Here is a 19,545-nt window from a genome sequence, read left to right on the forward strand (position 1 = left end):
GCTGCAGGCTCCCAAGAACTTAGTTTGAATCTTTTGTTTGTAATGCTGTGCTACATGGAATCATTATATGAGCCTTCAAAGTTAACAGGGGGAGCAATGCTGCCTCTTGTTTTCAGTAAGTTCCTTGATGATGAAACAAGTAATAATCAACCTGATTCATATGCGATAAAGTCTAATTCAGAAAAAGAAGCACTTACCATTGGTGCCTTCCGGGAAAATAAAGAAAATATGAAGAAAAAAATTAGATCTAAACAGGTGATGCGCAAACGTAATAACAAGTTGTTCAGTACAGTTAAGCTTCACGGCACGGCAGATTTAAAAACCAGAGTGCTGGCTGTGATTAATCAGTTCGCTGCAGATGCTAACAAGATTATCGACGAAACCAATGATTTATTATTAACCATTGATGCCTTGGATGGTTCTTACGACAAAGCTAAAGAGAAGTACGACAGAGTTGAAGAACTTTTAGACCAGTCAATAGATATGTTGGACAAAAGAGTTGACTTTATAAAGAGTCATTTCAAAACAGACAAGAAGTTATTTAATCTTACTGATCATAGAACAACTCTTGCCAATACAGTTATCCAGTTATTTGATGCGTTATATGTTATACAAAAAAAATCAGGTATAAAATTCAACCCCATAATAGCAGATTACTTATACCGCTTTTACAAATATGGCTTAAATGATGAAATATATGAAAACATAAAAAAATTAAACGACAAGGATAAAGAACACTATACCAATGTTTTTCATGTTTCTTACGGAAAATTATTAAACCTGATAGATCCTGATAGTTTCTTTGACTCGGATAAAAGCATTACCGGGTTGTTATTGAGTGTCGTGTTATTAAGGAAAGATTATATTATCGATTCGTTAACTGATGATTCTGTCTATACACTCGAAAAATCACTTATAACAGTGATACCACGCTGTAATCAGTTTGATGAAATGACGGATATTTTATCTTTTATTCTGGAAATAAATGAACTGTTTTATGGTTTTGAATATCTTATTGATGACATGCTTGTAAAAATTTACGAACTACTGTTACCACTGGATGAGCAACATTTAAGAGAATTATCAAAACGTGTGGAAGAAATTTTAAGCAAAGCTGAAAGCTATGAAAAAAAAGGTAGTTTGATACAAACATGGCGTAATGCGATTGATACCTTTGTAAGAGACTCTTCATCAATTGTGACCCCAAGTTACAGTCGAAGCATCGAGGCTTGGAAAGAACTTTTAAAAAGTGAAGAAGAGGCTATAAGAAAAAATAAAGAAGAGAGCAATAAATATAAAAGAACAATAAAAAATATCGCCCAAGGCACTAGTGCCAAACCCGATAACAACGATAATTCTAAAGATGATTTCTTTGTTGCCTCAGTTATAGAGGAGGAGAACTTGCACCTCAGCACAGATATAAAAGAGTCTGACTCTGATAGTGTTGACATTAAGTTATACAAACTAATTGAAGATAATGATTTTGACAAGGCTATTGCCGAGATTAAGCAGTTGTTAGAAAATGAAACGGATACTTTTCATTTAGTTAAACTAAAAGAACTGCTAGCGGAAGCTATCCTTGAAAAAACATTATTGTAACTGCTCATATTCCATTGGCAAGAACCGTTTCCTGATAGCCTGATGCCTTCAGGATGAGATGCCCCAGCTGCGGAATCAGATTGGTTCCAGTCAGCCTGTCCCTGAGATAGTTGGCAAAGGACACCCCGTGTTGTTTACAGGTCTTTTTCAAACTGGCAAAGGTGTCGCGGCATTTCCTCCCAAGTTTACTCCGGGTACCACCGCTAACCTTTCGCCGTTTCACATACTCTCTGATCTGCCTCTCGCTCAGGTTGTTGTGCAGTGGCAGCCACGGATACTCAAGAACCAATAACAGCTCTTCCCTGACAACCATCAGTTTGCCCAACTCAGCCTGCAAGGCAGGGTAGTCAACCCGCTGTGTTACCCAACGATCAAACTCCTGGTAGAGCTTCTGTTTCTCCTTGTCCGTTGGTTTTTTCTGGTAGGCCTCAATGTCGTCGTAGAGGCACCAGTACTGATCCTGCACGGTGTCACGGGCGGCTCGTTCCAGGTCATTGGCCGGTATCAGCTTGTCCATGTTTCTTCCCGCATGGTACCAACACAGCGAATGCTGAAAGGCTGTATCAAACTGCCGGGCTCCATCGCTATGGATAATCAGGTTCTCAAGGCGATGATTGAGCATCAATGCGGCCTTTAAAACACCCTCTGTCGCCCAGCGCCTTTGTTGCGGGGCAGCACAACCAATGCTGTTAAGGAAGCTCTCCCACTCTTCTTCTGTTGAGAAACGCTTCTCGCCGCATTCGGATAGCGCAGTGATCCACTTCTTCGACACATCAACCTGATTCTCCATGTAGTCAATGGCAACGTCGTTGAGAAGATAAAGCCGCTGCTGCCCTTGCAGACAGCCCAGGAAATTAATCCTGCTCTTACTGTCGCTGCTATGGAAGTAGGAAAAATAAGGGTTGCCGATAAACAGGCAGTAGCCGTTTTTTCCTTGGTGGCGAGCACCTGTGTCGTCGGCCTGGAGATAATCAGAGCAAGTCAGCCCTGCTTCCAGCAATTCTTCTTTTTCCTGGTGGAAAATATCATGGCCTTTCGTCAGGATGTTGCTCAGGGAACCTTCTGATATTGAGCATCCATGGTCGTGCAGCCAAGATAGCAGTAGTGGCTGTGTCGTACTGCATGAATGATAAAAATCCAGCAGATGGGCTTTCAGGTTGTCGCCAAAACGGTCTTTCACATGATCAGGTAGCGGGGCTGACACCCCGCCTTCCGGAGTTGTGTAATACTCACGCCTGTAGCGAGTAGTGACAAAACGCAAGTCCAGCTCAGTATGGAAAAAGTCGATATAGCACTTGAAGCGCCAGTTCTCACCGGGAGCAGCGATTGAACAGATTTCCTCTCGGTCAACAGTCATTGGTGGTGCAGCGGTTTCACCGGCTTCTTGTGATCGTGGTCGTTTACTTTTCGGCGGACGATCAGTGTCACTTTTCCCGGCAGCCTGATCAGTGTCTTCCGCAGAAGAGCTGTCTTCCTGATCATCGCCCTTGTCCGAGACATTAGGCCTGATTTTAGGCTTGCCCTTGTGCTTCTTCAGGTGGCGAATTTCTGCTCGAAGCTGTTCGTTCTCTTCGACCAGCTGTTCGATCTGAACGCGCTGCCTTTCAATTTGCACAGATTGCTTCTCGACCGTGTCGAGAAGGTTTTTGACGAATGAACGCAACTGTTCATTGTCTGTACTGGAGAATAGTGAGTCAGGCAGGTGCATACGGTGAAATATACGAAAGATCAGGATAACTTTCTTTGACCTGTAGAGGTTGATTTGCCAGTCAATTTTGAGCAGTTACACATTATTTGATTCAAATACGACTTTCGTAAAGATCGCCTCTCTATATAAGAAAGTAAGTCGCTACAAAATTATTTATCAGTGGTATTACGATAACTTTGATGAGGATGTTTTTTTTAATAGCCCTTATCAAAAGATATTGCCTAAGATTTCAGAAGGAATAAGTAATCATGAGTTAATTTCAATTATGGATACAATATCGTCCTTAATTTCTTGTCTAAAAGAAACTGATAACCCTTTCATGCAAGTGTACTATCACCAAACCGAAGTGATTCAATTATTTAATATGTTATCTTATGGTCTTGACGATGCACCCTATTTAAAAGATCAATTTGATTTTTTAAATATGCAACGTGAACGACTCTTTGATTTAATAAAGCATCTTTCCGAGCTAGCTTCAGATATACCAAAAATAGTATCTATGATAAAATTTTTAGTTAAAAAAATTGGGATCAAAATGTCAAAAATGGGAGTTGAGAACACTTACGATGAAACAAGCATAGCACTATATTCACAACTCTATAGTCGCTCAAACATTCTGAAAAATTCTCTCGACCACATTAAGGTCTTGGACAATTACATAAAAAACAAAGAAAAAGAATCACTTTCCGTGATAGAACTTATAGAAAAAAACCTTGATCAATTCTCAAGTTCAGGGAATTAACAGCTGATTGCTTGATTTGTTATTAAATTTTTATTTCCTATAAGCATCTTATATGAATCTATATTGATGTGAAAAATGTTGCGTCCTTTTTTGTCTCTCTGCGCCTCTATCAGTAGCAACGTATGAAAGCGGTCAGCTGGACTGACCGTCGCTAATGTCAGTCGGTTGAGGTGACTCTTCAGATGGCTTCTCAGGTCTGCAGCCAATGGTATAGTCGATGGAAATCATACCACTGCCCCAGAACAGGTTGATCAGCATCATAAGCCCCCATAACTGATGATCGAGAAATCCTTTCTCCCATAGCAGCGGGTAAGACACTACCGCAATGATATTGAATACGAACAACGCCAGTGCTGCCGGTCGGGTAAACAGTCCCAAAGCTATAAGGACTGGCAGGATCAGTTCAGCAGCAGTGCCAGTGCAGGCGGCGATTTTCCAGTTCAGCAGCGGTACCTGATATTCATACTGGAACAGATAAAGTGTGCTGTCCCAGCTATTGCATTTCACCACCCCGGACTTGAAGAAAGCCCATGCGACCCAGATTCGGGTGAATAAAAGAAATAATGGGATCAATGGCACCGTGATGCGCTGGAAAATACTGTCGGTGGTTTTGAGAAGGTTCAATCTGCGTACTCACCCTCAGGCAAACCGTGAATACGGGTAAAAAACTGTTGCCGGATCAGTTCGCCCAGTAGTGCCAGCATGGAATCATCGGCTTCACCCAGTGGCTGACCTTGCTGGCATAGGCGCATGAGCCCTATCGCAGAAGGGGTTGTTGCGATCACCTGCATACCCTCATGACGGTGCTGGATAATGGCCGACTCTGATCGTGTAATATCAACTGACTCAACCTGGTCGCCTGTGATCATCTGCCATAAGCTGGCAACAGGATATTGCGAGTCGAAGAAATAGACCGGTTCGGCAACTTCAAGTATCAGTTGGCTGAAATTATCTTCGGTGATTCGGGCCAGCTGCTCAAATGGGAAGTTTGACGCAATGGCAACATGCTGGCTGGCTCTGTCGACCAGCCATTCAAGCCGGGCTAAGTCGGCAATATAAGGCACTGCTGCAATCACCGGGGTTTGGCTGGAAATTGTATCGACAAAGCGATCACCGTAATCGGTCACGTTCCCTTCCCTCAAAGGTTGGGTCAGGACATACTGGCGGGCGAGTTGGGCAAAGCACTCGTCTCCCAGTACAGCCTTGCAACAAGGGTAGGTAGCTTCCAGCACCTCCGACAGGCTGATAATAAAATTATTGCGATATATCTGTATCCGTTGTTCCGGGCTAAACCGCCCCGCCGCAACCCTCTTGCTGACCGGGCTTGGTCGGTAGTGTAAGGCTTCGGCAAAGTGCTGCTGTAGCTGCTGAAGGTTATCCTGTTGACGACATCCCATGGCTTCTCTCCCCAATAAGAATTTTCTCAACAAGAATTTCCTCAACAAGAATTTGTTGCGCTTTGCTGGCTTCGCCGAACAGGATGTCGAGTTCGGGAATATCCAGGTCCCACTCAATCAGGGTCGGAATACTTCCCAATCGATTCAAATGCTGTCGAACCCACTGGCGATAAAGCTGCCAGACAGGTTCACTGACCGGACGACTGTGGCTGTCTATCCAGACCTCCCCTTGTTCTAATTGCCTGACGGTAAATCCGGCAAGATGGATCTCTTTGACGGAGTGAGGGTCAATTGCATCAAGGTAAACCTGGCAATCAAAATCGAGGTTGAAGCTGCTGACATAAATATTGTTGAGATCGAGCAGAAGTCCGCATCCGGTGCGTTTCTGGACTGAACTCAGAAACGCCCATTCAGGAATCGTTGAGTGGTTAAAGCTCAGGTAGCTGGACGGATTTTCAACCAGTAGCTGGCGGTTCAGGGTTTCCTGTACCTGCTCGACCTTCAGGCAAAAGTGGGTCAGTGCCTCCTCGGTATAGGGCAGGGGTAGCAGGTCGTTGAAGTACTGTCCATTGACTGAACTCCAGCTCAGATGTTCGGAAACGGCTACAGGATTAATGTCATCCACTAGCCGCCTGAGTTGAGCCAGATGCTGTTTATCCAGCTTGTCGGTAGAGCCGAGTGACATTCCGACACCATGGAGGCTGACAGGATAGAGGCTGGCGATATCCCTGAGCTGCTGCCGGGCGACCGAGTGGGGAGTAAAGAAGTTCTCGCTGTGAACTTCCAGCCAGCCGATCTCTGGCTTCTCAGAAATAAACTGATGGATGTGGGGGGAGCGAAGCCCTAGCCCTACCATCTTGTGAGGGGATAGCTTGCTCACAGGTAATGATCAGATTGGTAGGTGGCTAAGGATTTTTTGATTGGATTGAACCGCCAGTAAGACGATCACACAAGCCTTTTGGAACCATAAGGAAAGCATCTTTCTGACTGTCGGTTTTCGATGAACCGGCACAAGAGGTGGTTTTGGTGGCGCAGTCATTTTTGCCTGCTTTTGCTACTCCATAGCACTTTTCTTTTTCTGCGGCTAACACGTTTGAGGTTGTTAAGGCGGTACCGGCTAGCGCGACCAAGCTGGTTACAGCGGTTGCGAGGGCAATGTTGGTGGCCTTTTTCATGCTCACCCCTCCTACGATACTGTGGAGAATTTTCAGGCAGGTGTCGCTATGAGAATTGACATCCTCTCCCTGCTGGTTCGCAGGGAGATTCCTTTACAGGGTGCTACTTTCTCACGATTTTGCACAGGTTTCTGCTTCATGGGTACGACACACAGGACTTACATTACCTCCACAGACTTTACTTCCCCTCTGCCCGAGGGTAGGTCTACAACGAGACGAAAATATCATAGCACATACCAGCCCTGACGGGCTGAAGAAATTCATCTCCCTGCTATTTCGCAGGGAGTTCTCTGAAGCCATGCCTTTCAGTCATCAAACTCAATTCATTTTCTGAGAAACATTTCTGCAAAGTGTCCTTAATAGTACTAATCTGTCAAGGTTCATCTCAATAATCATAGTCAGTTGTCGTTTTCTATAACAAGTTTGACCATGGTTATTGAGATGAACCCGCAGGATTATTTTCATTGATGGTTAATGTCGTCCCTATGAGCATCAGTTAATAAACTTTTGATTCCATAGGGATATGTCTAAACCCCTTGCAGACCAAGGGGTTAAGGAGGCTGGTCAAGTGATCCACGCTATACACAGGCTAATAGACAAAAACCTAAAACATAATCAGTTTTTTTATGCATATAAAAAATAATCGCATCGTTGCTTCTTTATTATTACCGTTTCATTATAATTTGTGGGCATTGCCCTTAGCTGAAAAAGCTGAACATGAGCAATGCGAAACGTCTGTGCATTTGTTCTCAGAAAATAATTATATTGTGAAGTACGATTTCCTTAGCTCATTATGTGAACATAAACAAACTTACAACTTTTTATTCTCAGATGATAAGTTCGAAGGTTTATTTACACTGTCATTTTCATCTATCTCAGATCGACCCGATCTAAGGGGGACTCTTACAGACTCTTTTTATACGGCAAGAGTACATGAATTCTCACTGGTTCCGGGTGCGAACAATACCTATAATTTTACACCAGTTCGGGATTACGGAAAGACTTTCTCCATTAACTTATACGACAAAAATCTTTTGTTAAGCCCTGAAAACTCCGGCTTCATAAAGTCAGATTATCATTCAACATCAGTAGTCCTGAATTCAAGTCATAAGTGCATAACCCATGACTTTTCTTGCATCTATTCCAGTTGACTCTTTAAATGCCTCATAAGGAGTCTTGTAGCCCAGGCACTTTCTTGGCCTGTTGTTCAGCTTATCCACTGCAATGATGACATCTTTTTCTGTCACGCCATTAAGCTCCATCGACTTGGGGAAATACTGCCTTAGCAAACCATTAGCATTCTCATTCTGGCCTCTTTCCCAAGAATGGTAGGGGGCAGCAAAGTAGCTGTCACATTTTAAAGCTTTGGCAATTGATTCATGCTGAACAAACTCCTTTCCATTGTCGTATGTTATTGTCTTTACAAACCTTTTCAGAGGCTTGAGTACGTCAATTATTCCCTGTTTAACCGCTTTTGCCTTCTTGCCTGGTAGAGGGACAGCAAGGCGAAGCTTGGTTTTTCGTTCATCTAATGTAGCGATGGCTCCTTTATGATTTTTACCTATTACAGTATCAGCTTCCCAGTCACCAACTCGCTCTCTGTTGTTGACCACTTCGGGGCGTTCTTCAATGCCAACCCGATTTGGTATACCGGTTCGGTTATGAGCTGAACCGTATCGCTTTCGATAAGTTTTTTTCTGGTGCCTCAAGTGCTTATAGAGCGAGCCTCCGCGCCGTTTATCATCCGCTACAAATTGATAAATCGTCTCATGATGCAGCTTGATTACACCGTCCTTTTCAAGCCTTCCAGCCACTTGTTCAGGACTCCAATCTGAACGGATATCGTTTGAAATACGTTGTTTAATGTCGTCTGTCAGCTTAATAGCTTTTGGCTTATCTTTGTGCCGCTGCCGAGCTGTGCGATTAGCCTGTTGGTGCCTGTACCCTCTTTGCCCTTTATTGCGGTTTACTTCTCGCGACACGGTAGGCTGTGAACGGCCAAGCTTTTTAGCAATTTTGTTTTGTGAAGTCCCATTTTTGAGTTCAGTTTCGATATAATATCTCTCTTCAGAGCTCAGGTGTGTATAGGCCATCCTTGGCTTCCTCTGTATGGTTTGGTTGCTTTACAGAATACCCCTGAGTTCTGATTCACTTCAAAGGTTCTGAAACAATCCTCTGGTTACAGAGGTTATGCACTTATGATACGAATTCAGGAGTTTTAATTTCTCCTGCCCAATCAGTTAGAACTACAAAGGGAGATTCTGAGTACCCTTTAGTACTATCAAGCAATGCTGAAGGCAGTGTAGACCACACTGTAACAAGCGTGCAATTGAAATTGCTTACTGACGCATATGAACTCCTGAACCCTGACACTATCCTGAAGCTGTATCAAAATAATGATGACAATCTGTACATTCCTGATGGCGGTGCATCAACACGTGACCTGTCATTAGCATTAGAAATTATCAAAAATATGATTCCAGTTTCAATACATATAATTTTTAATGAATCTACAAAAAACAAAATTGACACAATTACACCTGTTTTTAAGTCAGTAGCATCAGAAGTAACACCCATTGAAACATATAGCTTCATTCAAACCACTGAAAATATTTTACGTAGCACCCCTGCTGACAATCGAAAAGAAACGTGGACACTGGTAAAATCAATTTTCCATAGTGCTGAAAATGGAAAGTTGTCCAGGGATCAAACTTATCACCTGAAAGTATTGATTCAAATATATATTGAAAACTTGGCAACACACCTCATCAGTAGCAGTAGATACTCGAATGACAGCGTTGACCAACTAGAAAAACATCAGGAATTTGAATTAACCCAGGACACATTTTTATCCACCGATACAGACAGCACTCTACAAAATACCGAGAAAAAAACACACAGAAACAGGCGATCTATTGATATCAAACCGTTAGAGTCTGAAATCAAAAAGGCTGTTGACGATATTGAATCAGAATTATCTTATCTAAAAAATGAAGGCTATAAATCGGCTCGGGTATTGCAAAATGAGTTCAAAAAGCTGGTTGAGTATTATGAAAAAAATATAGTACCGATGTTAGTGCCTAAAGCAAATACACCCTCCACTCCGGGAACAAGCAGTATATTTCTTAATCATTCAGAGGAAAGCTTAAATCCCCACACCAGGCAAGGAGTCCAACAGTCAGGTAATAATGTCATAGTTTCCGGTAAAACAGAATTTCCCTCAACGGAGCAACCAACAGTCATAACGGAACCTGTAGTGCCGGAACGGACAAAAAACACACATGCAGCTGAACCCGACACAACGGTCAGCCAGCAAAAAACCGTTCAGCCCTCGGCTCTGTCAAACAGGCTGTCAGAGTACCCTGCTACGTTATCCTCAACAACGATTCAGACCGACGGGATGATTAAGCCGGAAATAACCAGTTCTACAGCTAGTCCGACAACGGCAGCACCGGAGCAACCAACAGTCATAACGGAACCTGTAGTGCCGGAACAGGCAAAAAACACACATGCAGCTGAACCCGACACAACGGTCAGCCAACAAAAAACCGTTCAGCCCTCGACTCTGTCAAACAGGCTGTCAGAGTACCCTGCTACGTTATCCTCAACAACGATTCAGACCGACGGGATGATTAAGTCGGAAATAACCAGTTCTACAGCTAGTCCTACAACGGCAGCTAAGTCTTCCACAACTCCGGACATCTCCGTTTCAATACTCGCACTCAAAAAAATACTCAAGAAAAACAGTAAAAATACATTACTGGGAAGATTAAAAAAAGAGCTGAAATCAGACAATGTCAATATATCAGGACGTTATAAAAGCTCTCTTCTGGAATACCTGAATGAAAGCCTGGAACTCTATGAAACAACCATTTTGGTCGAAGCACTTTCTGCGTTTGCCCACGCAATAAAGGACACCCATCCGGTAGCATCGAATTATTTCGACCAACAGCTATCCACACTACTTAAACAATTAGAGGCTTATCAAGATAGCAAGTCACAAAAAGAACGAAAAAGACTCAGAAGGTCAATTATAAAAGATTTGCAAGACATTCTTGAAAATTTTATTAAATTTGAAAGTAGTCCGATTAAATATCAAGAACTGGTAGAATTCATCAAAGGGTTTGAAGAGCAAAGAAATAATTTTATAACCGAAATGTATGGTGATAGCTTTAATGACCCAGTGATAGAAAAACTGTTTGACAAGTCTACAACCTCGGATCAAATAGCATCAAAGATATCAGAATTAAACAATCAAGTTAAAAGTTTTTTAGATAATAATGATTTCTACAATGCTGGAAAAATAACTTTTACGACTAATGCAGCCATTCTTCAGCTTATTAAAAACACTAAATCTACAACACCCTCGGTAAACTTTGAACCTTTTTATAAGAAATCATTGAAAGTATTGCTTGAAGATTTCAACAACTTAAAAGATATGCCAATAGCGACTGATGCCGAAAAACAGATCAGCCAGGTGCTTCGTTTCTCCTTTGTTTATGATACGTTTATCATCTACAAGGGGTACAACGAAATAGACCCCGGCTTTTGTTTCGCAGACGTTCTTCTTTCAGGTGTTGCAGCTGATAATGAAAACCTGCTCTTAGCTATTGATGGATTAGTTAACTCAGTGGTTAATCCGGATAAATACTTCGACAGTATGCCTTTACAAATCAGGCAGATATTCCAGTTTTACTTTATGTCTTTTAAAGGTAAAATGATTTCTGTTAATGAATTTTTAAAGCACAAGCTGAAGTCTAAAAGCCTTTACATGAATAATAATACCGCCCAAATTCATTCCACGAGAGAAGCATTAAATGCTGCAGCAGCATCATTTCAATCCATGAATCAACTCATCGACATACTGGTTAAACCTCTGGAGAATCTGCAGCCCGATGAAACTGGCAAAAACCAGATGATGATCAGGCCAAAGCCAAACCATGTCGCCTACGCTTTAAGCGAAAAACTGGGTCAACAATCATTTCGAATTATTATTACCGATATACAAACCAGCACTCACATCATTTACGCAAAAGATCTGGAGGAACTTCGTACCAAAGCACAAGATAAGCTGAAATCGTTCAGGCTGCATTACGAAATAAAAGAAACACTTACGTCAGGCAGTAGCTCAGCACCCGGTAAATTGCATGAGTATATGGATATTACTTCTGATGCCATTGACGTGATAAAAGGTTTAACACTACTACCGGGCTCGGCTTTGACAATTGAGGATATTGTCACCCATTCTGTGTCAGAACTACCCAGTATAAGCAAGGCGAGAACAGCTGAGTTTGTTAAAAATTACATTCAAAAAGTCACGTCTACAGAAAACAAAGCGAGACTGAAGAAAGCATCGGTCAGTCACGATTTCTCTGAGCCAGACCAGCAGGTTACGACGTCTGATCCGGTCATAAGCCAAATGCGGGAGGTTCTCGCAGCGCTTGAGCAAGCTGACCAGGACCCTCATTACACTATACCTGATGATGTTTTAGCTTTAAGCGCGAACGTCGCAAAGGTATTTAGTGATCTCCATGAAAGCGGTCTTCAGAATCAGGCAGGCGCCAGCAGCGCCCGTAAGGATAAAAGCGGCAAAACCAAAAATAATACCCTCAAAAATATCAAATCTTTGTCTGTATCTTCTACCGCCGATACTTCTGAAGGAATTTCTGAACTGCTGCAACTGGGACTAAAGCGAGACTTTTTAAATATTCTTAGCCCGGAATACGCTGTTGCTGATGCTCCTCGTCAATCTGGAGCTAAAAAATCTAGCAAGAAAAGAGGCAAGAATCGCACTCTGGAAAAATCATTGGAAGGCGCCTCAGGCGTTTTAGGAGGAGCAGGCGGTACGTTAGCGCTCTTGAAATGGCTAAAATCCAGGTCTTCTCAAACTGCAGAGCAGCTTGAAAATACAGAATTAAATAATGTTGATCTCACTGAGGAGGAGGTAACCCAGGAAGAAATTAACGATGCCATCAACGAAGTACTCGGAACGTCTTCAGAAAGAATGCCTGATGTTCCACAAAAAGAACCAGAAGAACCAGAAGAGCTAGAAGAGCCAGAGGAGACAGAAAGTCGTGTGCGGCGACCACAACAAGCAGAAGAGAGTCAGTCCAGAGAACCAGTACGCTGCCGACGATCAACATCAGACTCTTGTCGTAATCAGGATTCAGAAGACGACGATTCTAACACCGAAACCAATAATGATGATGCGGACGCGGACGCTGATTTAGATGTGGCAGATTCTTCTGAATTAGGCGCTGACGGGGCTGCAGCCGCTGGAGAAGGAGAAGACGCAGAAGAAGAGGGAGCAGCAGCAGGGGGAGGTGCAGGTTTAGGGGCATTCAGTTTCCTGGGAAGACTTTTTAGTCATAAAAAATCCAGCAATAATGATGAACATAAGAACAACAAAAACCACAACAATGATGCAAATAACAATAAAAACGAGGCGTTATCTGTTCCTAAACAGACCGTACAACAATCCACTGATGCAACTACTTCAAAACCCTCAACCCTTTTAGTCCATACCAGAAGGGCCAGTACTGCAATCCCGGAGGTAAAAACGGCAACCCCCACCCTCCGGCCAATAATATCCTGGATTCGATCTACCGAGGCAGAGCCGTCCAGCACCATTGGACAGACAAGTCAGACAAGCAGCACACCATCAGCGGAATCAACAACAACCTTCCGGGCTGAATCGACTTCGGCAGACCCCGTCAGCAGCACCGGGCAGACAAGCAGCACACTATCAACGGTGCCAACAACCTTCCGGGCTGAATCGACTTCGGCAGACCCCGTCAGCAGCACCGAACAGACAAGCAGCACACTATCAGCGGCGGCAACAACCTTCCGGGCTGAATCGACTTCGGCAGACCCCGTCAGCAGCACTGGGCAGACAAGCAGCGCACCATCAGCAGCGGCAACAACCTTCCGTGCTGAACCGACTTCGGCAGACCCCGTCAGCAGCACCGGGCAGGCAAGCAGCGCACCATCAGCGGCGGCAACAACCTTCCGGGCTGAATCGACTTCGGCAGACCCCGTCAGCAGCACCAGACAGACAAGCAGCGCACCATCAGCAGCGGCAACAACCTTCCGTGCTGAACCGACTTCAGCAGACCCCGTCAGCAGCACCGGGCAGACAAGCAGCACACTATCAACGGTGCCAACAACCTTCCGGGCTGAATCGACTTCGGCAGACCCCGTCAGCAGCACCGGGCAGACAAGCAGCACACCATCAGCGGAATCAACAACAACCTTCCGGGCTGAATCGACTTCGGCAGACCCCGTCAGCAGCACCGGGCAGACAAGCAGCACACCATCAGCGGAATCAACAACAACCTTCCGTGCTGAACCGACTTCGGCAGACCCCGTCATCAGCACCGGGCAGACAAGCAGCACACTATCAACGGTGCCAACAACCTTCCGGGCTGAATCGACTTCGGCAGACCCCGTCAGCAGCACCGGGCCGACAAGCAGCACACCATCAGCGGAATCAACAATAACCTTCCGGGCTGAATCGACTTCGGCAGACCCCGTCAGCAGCACCGGGCAGGCAAGCAGCGCACCATCAGCGGCGGCAACAACCTTCCGGGCTGAATCGACTTCGGCAGACCCCGTCAGCAGCACCGGGCAGACAAGCAGCACACCATCAGCGGAATCAACAATAACCTTCCGGGCTGAATCGACTTCGGCAGACCCCGTCAGCAGCACCGGGCAGACAAGCAGCGCACCATCAGCGGTGTCAACAACCTTCCGTGCTGAATCGACTTCGGCAGACCCCGTCAGCAGCACCGGGCAGGTAAGCAGCGCACCATCAGCGGCGGCAACAACCTTCCGGGCTGAATCGACTTCGGCAGACCCCGTTAGCAGCACCGGGCAGACAAGCAGCACACTATCAGCAGCGGCAACAACCTTCCGGGCTGAATCGACTTCGGCAGACCCCGTCAGCAGCACCGGGCAGGTAAGCAGCGCACCATCAGCAGCGGCAACAACCTTCCGGGCTGAATCGACTTCGGCAGACCCCGTCAGCAGCACCGGGCAGACAAGCAGCACACCATCAGCGGAATCAACAATAACCTTCCGGGCTGAATCGACTTCGGCAGACCCCGTCAGCAGCACCGGGCAGACAAGCAGCGCACCATCAGCGGTGTCAACAACCTTCCGTGCTGAATCGACTTCGGCAGACCCCGTCAGCAGCACCGGGCAGGTAAGCAGCGCACCATCAGCGGCGGCAACAACCTTCCGAACCCCCACTTCTCAGTACAGGTCTAACAGTTCTCTAACCCATAACCTGCTGACTCAAGTCGAAAAATATACTTCAAGCCAGAAATTGCTGGAACAATTTAAAAACAATGCGCAATCAATCCTTAATGAGTTTGAAAGTCATGCAAAAGAGGTTGCTTCTGCCACCTGGTTACCCACACCAAAAGTCCACAACCATTTTGATGTCTTGCTCCAGAATAAAGCCTTCCTACAAAAAGTTCTCCGCACTCATGTTGTTTCACTCTATGGATATTTAAGATTGACAAGAGCAGATATTTTCAAAATAAAAGAAAATGACACCGATTCTGTCTCAAATAAAGAATCGATAACAAAAACTGTTGAATTGCTGGACCGGGAATTCTTCAAAAATCTTAATACAATGTATAATCATTTTTGCAAATATCGGTATGAACTGTTTAACAATGCCAATTATATACCAGAGACTCTTAGAAAAACTAAGTATTATCAAGATTTTGTTAAAGAATACCATCAAAATTCTGAAGAGCGTTTTTTCAAACTGGTTAAGCTTTTCTTTAACGATGACCCGAAGCAAGGCGATTTACCGATGTACCTGAGGCATTACGTCTCAGTAGCATCTTTGCAAAAAAAGATTAATCATGAAGTTGCTAAGGCCAAAGAAGACATAATCTGGTCTGCAAAAGTCAGTACTTTGAAAATGAAACTGAAACAAGCTTCTATCAAACTGAATAACCCTCATTTTGATATGCAAGTAGGCTGGGGTGATCGCAACAAGCTTGCTATCGAAGAGCTGATTCAAACAGAAAGCTACATTTTTCTGGAAAAAATAGAGTTTGTGCGAAGCGTGTTAACCAAAGAAAAAATACTTACTATTATTCGCTAAACGTTCTTTTGTGCTCTCATGAGAAAGGGATTTCAACGTGTTTTTTTAGCGGCTTTCGCAGCCAAAGCTCTAAGCAGATTATGCTGTTCTGCAGTGACAGAGCCAAAAACAGTTTCATCAAATGAATCATCGGTTGATCTTTGATTTATTTGCTCTGTCAGTGCAGAGACTAAAGCATCATGGAACGGCTCTGTAGGATTGCTTTGTACCGATTCCAGTGGATAAGTCAGGAAGTGTGAAACTGAATTCCGAAGCTGGTGTGATAATTCTGTCGAACCCGACACTCCTCTTTCCAGCTGGGTATAACGATCAACGATTTGGTCAACGCTGTTCACATTTATCTCTTCTGTTTGTTCCGTGAACCGGACTAAGCGACTGTCGCCCGATAGTCGCCCATAAATAGACAGAAGGTTTATATAAGGCCGGATAATATCGGAGGAGGATTCAGCCCCGGAAACGGAATGACTGCGGGCATATAAAAAGTAAAGCTGACTGGCTAAAAAAGAACGGCTAAGAGATGTCGTGTAGACAGGAAGAATAGACGAAACAATGATTGACGATCGCTCCATGAAAGCAAAAACAGCCCGGTTATTCTCGCTGGAAGAATGCAACAGGGAACTCAGTGCCTCCAGTTGCAATAACACATAAATGTTCTCCAGTGTACGATCGATATGATGATCCCAGGCGACACCGGCTCCGACAGAGTCCTGATCCAGCCCTTCCAGGATAGCTCGTAAAGACTCCCTTAAAAGGGATGTTGTATCGCGAACAAGAACCGATTCTCCGCCAGTTGGACCACCCATAACCGGAGACTGAGATACAAGATGAATCAATGTCGCCAGCCGGTTCTGTAAACTATCCCCTGCTCTCTGGTTTCTATACAGCCAGCGTAAAACGTATAACAGAGGGAGCCTGTCTATAGTTTGCCCTGTGTCTCTCACCCAGGTCTGTAACCAGCTACGAACGGTGTCCCTGTCCATCAGTGCTGGTTGCTGCCCACCGGACAAGCTCCCTTGAATTGCAGTTAGCTCGTTTTGCAGAAATTCAAGCAGGTTTTGGTAAAACGGGTCCTGATTCTGAATACGGGTAGTCACTGGAGACTCCGGAGTAGCTACCCCCAATATTCCACCTACTTCACCGGAATCTGGCAGGCTGCTTTGGCCGCGAACCAAAGTCACACACTCAGTCACTGGTACCGGCTGCATGGCTTGAGCTGTGACAGACAGCAAAAAGCAATAACCTGAAACCAAATTAAGGAACTTTGCAAAATACGCCATCTTTGACCCGACTCTTCAGGCTGCTGGCTCAGGCCAGACAAAATCAGGGCGTAAGCCTTCATAGACAGGGCGACCGTCTTTGGGAGTCTCTACGCCGGTGGAGGGGTCAAAAAAAGCATGATAAGTCGCAGGCATCTGTTCAGCGTTGTATCCCATAAGGTTTGGAACAATAGCACGAATACGCCCCTGCTTATCGTTCAGCATAATAGGAGTTCCGCAGGTGGAGCAGGTACAGAGTTCCAGAGGCCCGTCCGGGTTGTTCTTATTAAAAGGTTGTCGATTTAAGTGATCGAGGTGGTCTGAAACAATATCACCGTGTTTGAAGAAAACAACATGAGTGGTGTCCTGTCCGGTGACTTGTTTGCATACCGAGCAATGACAAATGTGGTTGTCAATCGGTTCAGCGTTAGCGTGGGTGTGAATGTGATCACAGCCACCAGAATATTTAGCCATATCCCTATCTCCTTACTACTGAGTTGACAGTTGCCCGGTGAGTATAGGTTATATTGCAGAGTTCATGCGGGTCACTGATTGTGTTAGCCAATCCTCTCCTCACGTTGCTGCTTCGGTCAGTTATGAGTCTGGTGGCAGTCCTGATTCAAGCAACAATATTTCAAGCAACAATATTTCAAGCAACTATATTTCAAGCAACTTTATTTCATGCTGGATTTCATGCTGGTTCACAAAGGTTAAATACCTTTGACGGAACTTTGAGGTCAGTTTTTTATCCAATGCCCTGCTGGTTTCAGCTCAGTCAGCGGCTGGAACCTTTCTAAATGACCTCTGCGAAAAGAACGTTGAATAATGAAACAGGACAACATCAATGATCCTTGTGCAAATTATCATGGGTTCCCGTTCAGACTGGCCCACAATGCAAAAGGCCGCTGAGCTGTTAGATCAGCTTCAGGTTCCCTGGACCGCCAGGGTAGTGTCTGCTCATCGTACCCCTGACCGACTATTCAGCTTTGGCAGGCAAGCTGCGGATAAAGGCTGCAAAGTCATTATTGCCGGTGCTGGTGGTGCTGCCCACCTCCCCGGTATGGTGGCCGCCATGACCCATTTGCCGGTGATTGGTGTTCCTGTCAGAAGCAAGGCTCTGAATGGTCTTGATAGCCTGCTTTCCATTGTCCAGATGCCCAAAGGCGTTGCTGTAGCGACTCAGGCCATTGGTGAAGCCGGTGCAGCCAATGCCGGCCTGATGGCAGCCCAGATTCTTGCCACCTCGGATGACAGTCTTGCCCGGCGCCTGATCGAATGGCGTCGGCAGCAGACCGAGCAGGTGCCGGAGGACGTTGAGTAATGAAGGTTGGTATCGTAGGTTGTGGGCAGCTTTCAAGAATGCTGGCGCTGGCAGGCTGGCCTATGGGCTTCCGGTTCAGCTTTCTCGCTGATCCGGACGAGCCGGTTCGTTGCATAGAAGGACTCGGCTCTGTCGTCCGGCTGGACACAACCATGACAGCCGGTGATGTCTTCAGCGGGCTGGGTAATCCTGATGTGATCACGGTTGAGCGGGAGTCTGTCAATGTTGCCCTGCTACGACAACTGAAGGCATTTTGCCCGGTGTACCCCGATCCGGAGATTGTCTGGGCGATACAGAACCGACATCGGGAAAAAACGCTGGTGGCTGGTCTTGGTATTCCTTTATCGCCGTGGGAAGTGTTCCGGGAGCGTGAGCCGGTTCAGGAGGCTATTGCCAGAATTGGCGGGCTTCCAGTGGTCATTAAATCAACGGAAGATGGTTACGACGGACATAACCAATGGATTATCGACAGCAGTGAACAGTTGGAAGCGTTCGAAAAAGAGCGTGAAGCTTTGCTAGAACGTAAAGACTGGCTTCAGGAATCAGCCACTAAAGGTATCCATGAATGGATTGTCGAAAAGAAAATAGCGTTTGATCGTGAGATTTCAGTGATTGGTGCGCGCACGCCTGATGGTGATATCGCGATGTATACGTCTGGTGAAAATCATCATGACAAAGGCATTCTTGTCCATTCAGTGATTCCGGCTCCTGACCTGTCCGAACAACTACACAATAAAGCCCGGGATTACATCTGTCGTTTGTTGCAGGAAACCGGTTATGTGGGCGTACTGGCGGTCGAGTGCTTTGTTGCAGGTAATGAATTGCTGGTTAATGAGCTGGCACCACGGGTGCATAACAGTGGTCACTGGACGATCGATGGTGCTGCCACCAGTCAGTTTGAAAACCACCTTCGGGCGATTGCCAGCTTACCGCTGGGTAATACTGCTCATCAGGACGGAGTGGTTGGTATGTATAACCTGCTTGGGCAAAAGCATTCAGACGACAGTCAGGCTCCTGATCAGTTAATTACGAAGGGAACGTATTTGCACTGGTACAACAAAACCTCAAGACCCGGACGCAAGCTGGGGCATCTGAATATTCTGGCTGAGAATGAGGAAGAACTGAGTGGTTCTTTTGAGTCTCTGCGGAACCTGTTTCCCCCGTCGGCGTGATACGAACTCATCATTTTTGATCGTGTCACTTTTGTGAAATGGCTGTAATAATAA

At 45.3% G+C, this 19,545-nt stretch carries 14 protein-coding genes; 5 read left to right on the top strand and 9 right to left on the bottom strand.

Annotated elements, in window-relative coordinates; translation table 11 throughout:
* Positions 1–54: 54 nt before the first annotated feature.
* Positions 55–1,599, top strand: coding sequence for a hypothetical protein (locus NX722_RS20115; protein WP_262564641.1), 1,545 nt, complete (start codon positions 55–57; stop codon positions 1,597–1,599).
* Between the two features lie 4 nt (positions 1,600–1,603).
* Here NX722_RS20115 and NX722_RS20120 read toward each other — a convergent pair whose 3' ends face one another.
* Positions 1,604–3,307: an IS66 family transposase gene (locus tag NX722_RS20120; RefSeq protein ID WP_262563696.1), complete on the bottom strand. Its 1,704-nt coding sequence runs from the start codon at positions 3,305–3,307 to the stop codon at positions 1,604–1,606.
* 265 nt (positions 3,308–3,572) lie between these two features.
* Here NX722_RS20120 and NX722_RS20125 point away from each other — a divergent pair, with 265 nt between their 5' ends.
* Entirely contained in the window at positions 3,573–4,049 is a 477-nt protein-coding gene (locus NX722_RS20125; RefSeq protein ID WP_262564642.1) for a hypothetical protein, read from the top strand.
* A 132-nt stretch (positions 4,050–4,181) separates the two neighbouring features.
* Here NX722_RS20125 and NX722_RS20130 read toward each other — a convergent pair whose 3' ends face one another.
* From NX722_RS20130 to NX722_RS20155, 6 genes are all read right to left on the bottom strand, one after another.
* Entirely contained in the window at positions 4,182–4,673 is a 492-nt protein-coding gene (locus NX722_RS20130) for a DoxX family protein (protein WP_262564643.1), read from the bottom strand.
* Positions 4,670–5,446: an HvfC/BufC N-terminal domain-containing protein gene (locus tag NX722_RS20135; protein ID WP_262564644.1), complete on the bottom strand. Its 777-nt coding sequence runs from the start codon at positions 5,444–5,446 to the stop codon at positions 4,670–4,672. The genes NX722_RS20130 and NX722_RS20135 overlap by 4 nt, the downstream gene beginning before the upstream one ends.
* A complete protein-coding gene (gene bufB / locus NX722_RS20140; protein WP_262564645.1) occupies positions 5,424–6,326 on the bottom strand; it encodes an MNIO family bufferin maturase in 903 nt (300 codons plus the stop codon). The genes NX722_RS20135 and bufB overlap by 23 nt, the downstream gene beginning before the upstream one ends.
* A 25-nt stretch (positions 6,327–6,351) precedes the next feature.
* Complete coding sequence (locus NX722_RS20145; protein ID WP_262564646.1) at positions 6,352–6,621, bottom strand: BufA1 family periplasmic bufferin-type metallophore; 270 nt, start codon at positions 6,619–6,621, stop codon at positions 6,352–6,354.
* Positions 6,622–7,721: 1,100 nt separating this feature from the next.
* A complete protein-coding gene (locus NX722_RS20150) occupies positions 7,722–8,714 on the bottom strand; it encodes an IS30 family transposase (protein WP_262563592.1) in 993 nt (330 codons plus the stop codon).
* Positions 8,715–9,009: 295 nt separating this feature from the next.
* A complete protein-coding gene (locus NX722_RS20155; RefSeq protein WP_262564647.1) occupies positions 9,010–9,216 on the bottom strand; it encodes a hypothetical protein in 207 nt (68 codons plus the stop codon).
* A gap of 661 nt (positions 9,217–9,877) precedes the next feature.
* On the opposite strand from NX722_RS20155, the gene NX722_RS20160 reads away from it, so the two are divergent.
* A complete protein-coding gene (locus NX722_RS20160) occupies positions 9,878–15,742 on the top strand; it encodes a hypothetical protein (RefSeq protein WP_262564648.1) in 5,865 nt (1,954 codons plus the stop codon).
* 32 nt (positions 15,743–15,774) lie between these two features.
* Here NX722_RS20160 and NX722_RS20165 read toward each other — a convergent pair whose 3' ends face one another.
* Entirely contained in the window at positions 15,775–16,971 is a 1,197-nt protein-coding gene (locus NX722_RS20165; protein WP_262564649.1) for a hypothetical protein, read from the bottom strand.
* Between the two features lie 63 nt (positions 16,972–17,034).
* Complete coding sequence (locus NX722_RS20170; RefSeq protein ID WP_262564650.1) at positions 17,035–17,472, bottom strand: GFA family protein; 438 nt, start codon at positions 17,470–17,472, stop codon at positions 17,035–17,037.
* Positions 17,473–17,842: 370 nt separating this feature from the next.
* Here NX722_RS20170 and purE point away from each other — a divergent pair, with 370 nt between their 5' ends.
* Positions 17,843–18,319 (top strand): 5-(carboxyamino)imidazole ribonucleotide mutase, encoded by a 477-nt coding sequence (purE, locus tag NX722_RS20175; RefSeq protein ID WP_262564651.1) that lies wholly within the window; start codon positions 17,843–17,845, stop codon positions 18,317–18,319.
* Entirely contained in the window at positions 18,319–19,491 is a 1,173-nt protein-coding gene (locus NX722_RS20180; protein WP_262564652.1) for a 5-(carboxyamino)imidazole ribonucleotide synthase, read from the top strand. Before purE ends, NX722_RS20180 begins: the two co-directional genes overlap by 1 nt.
* The last annotated feature ends 54 nt before the right edge of the window (positions 19,492–19,545 follow it).

This window comes from Endozoicomonas gorgoniicola (assembly GCF_025562715.2).
GTDB classification, from domain to species: domain Bacteria; phylum Pseudomonadota; class Gammaproteobacteria; order Pseudomonadales; family Endozoicomonadaceae; genus Endozoicomonas_A; species Endozoicomonas_A gorgoniicola.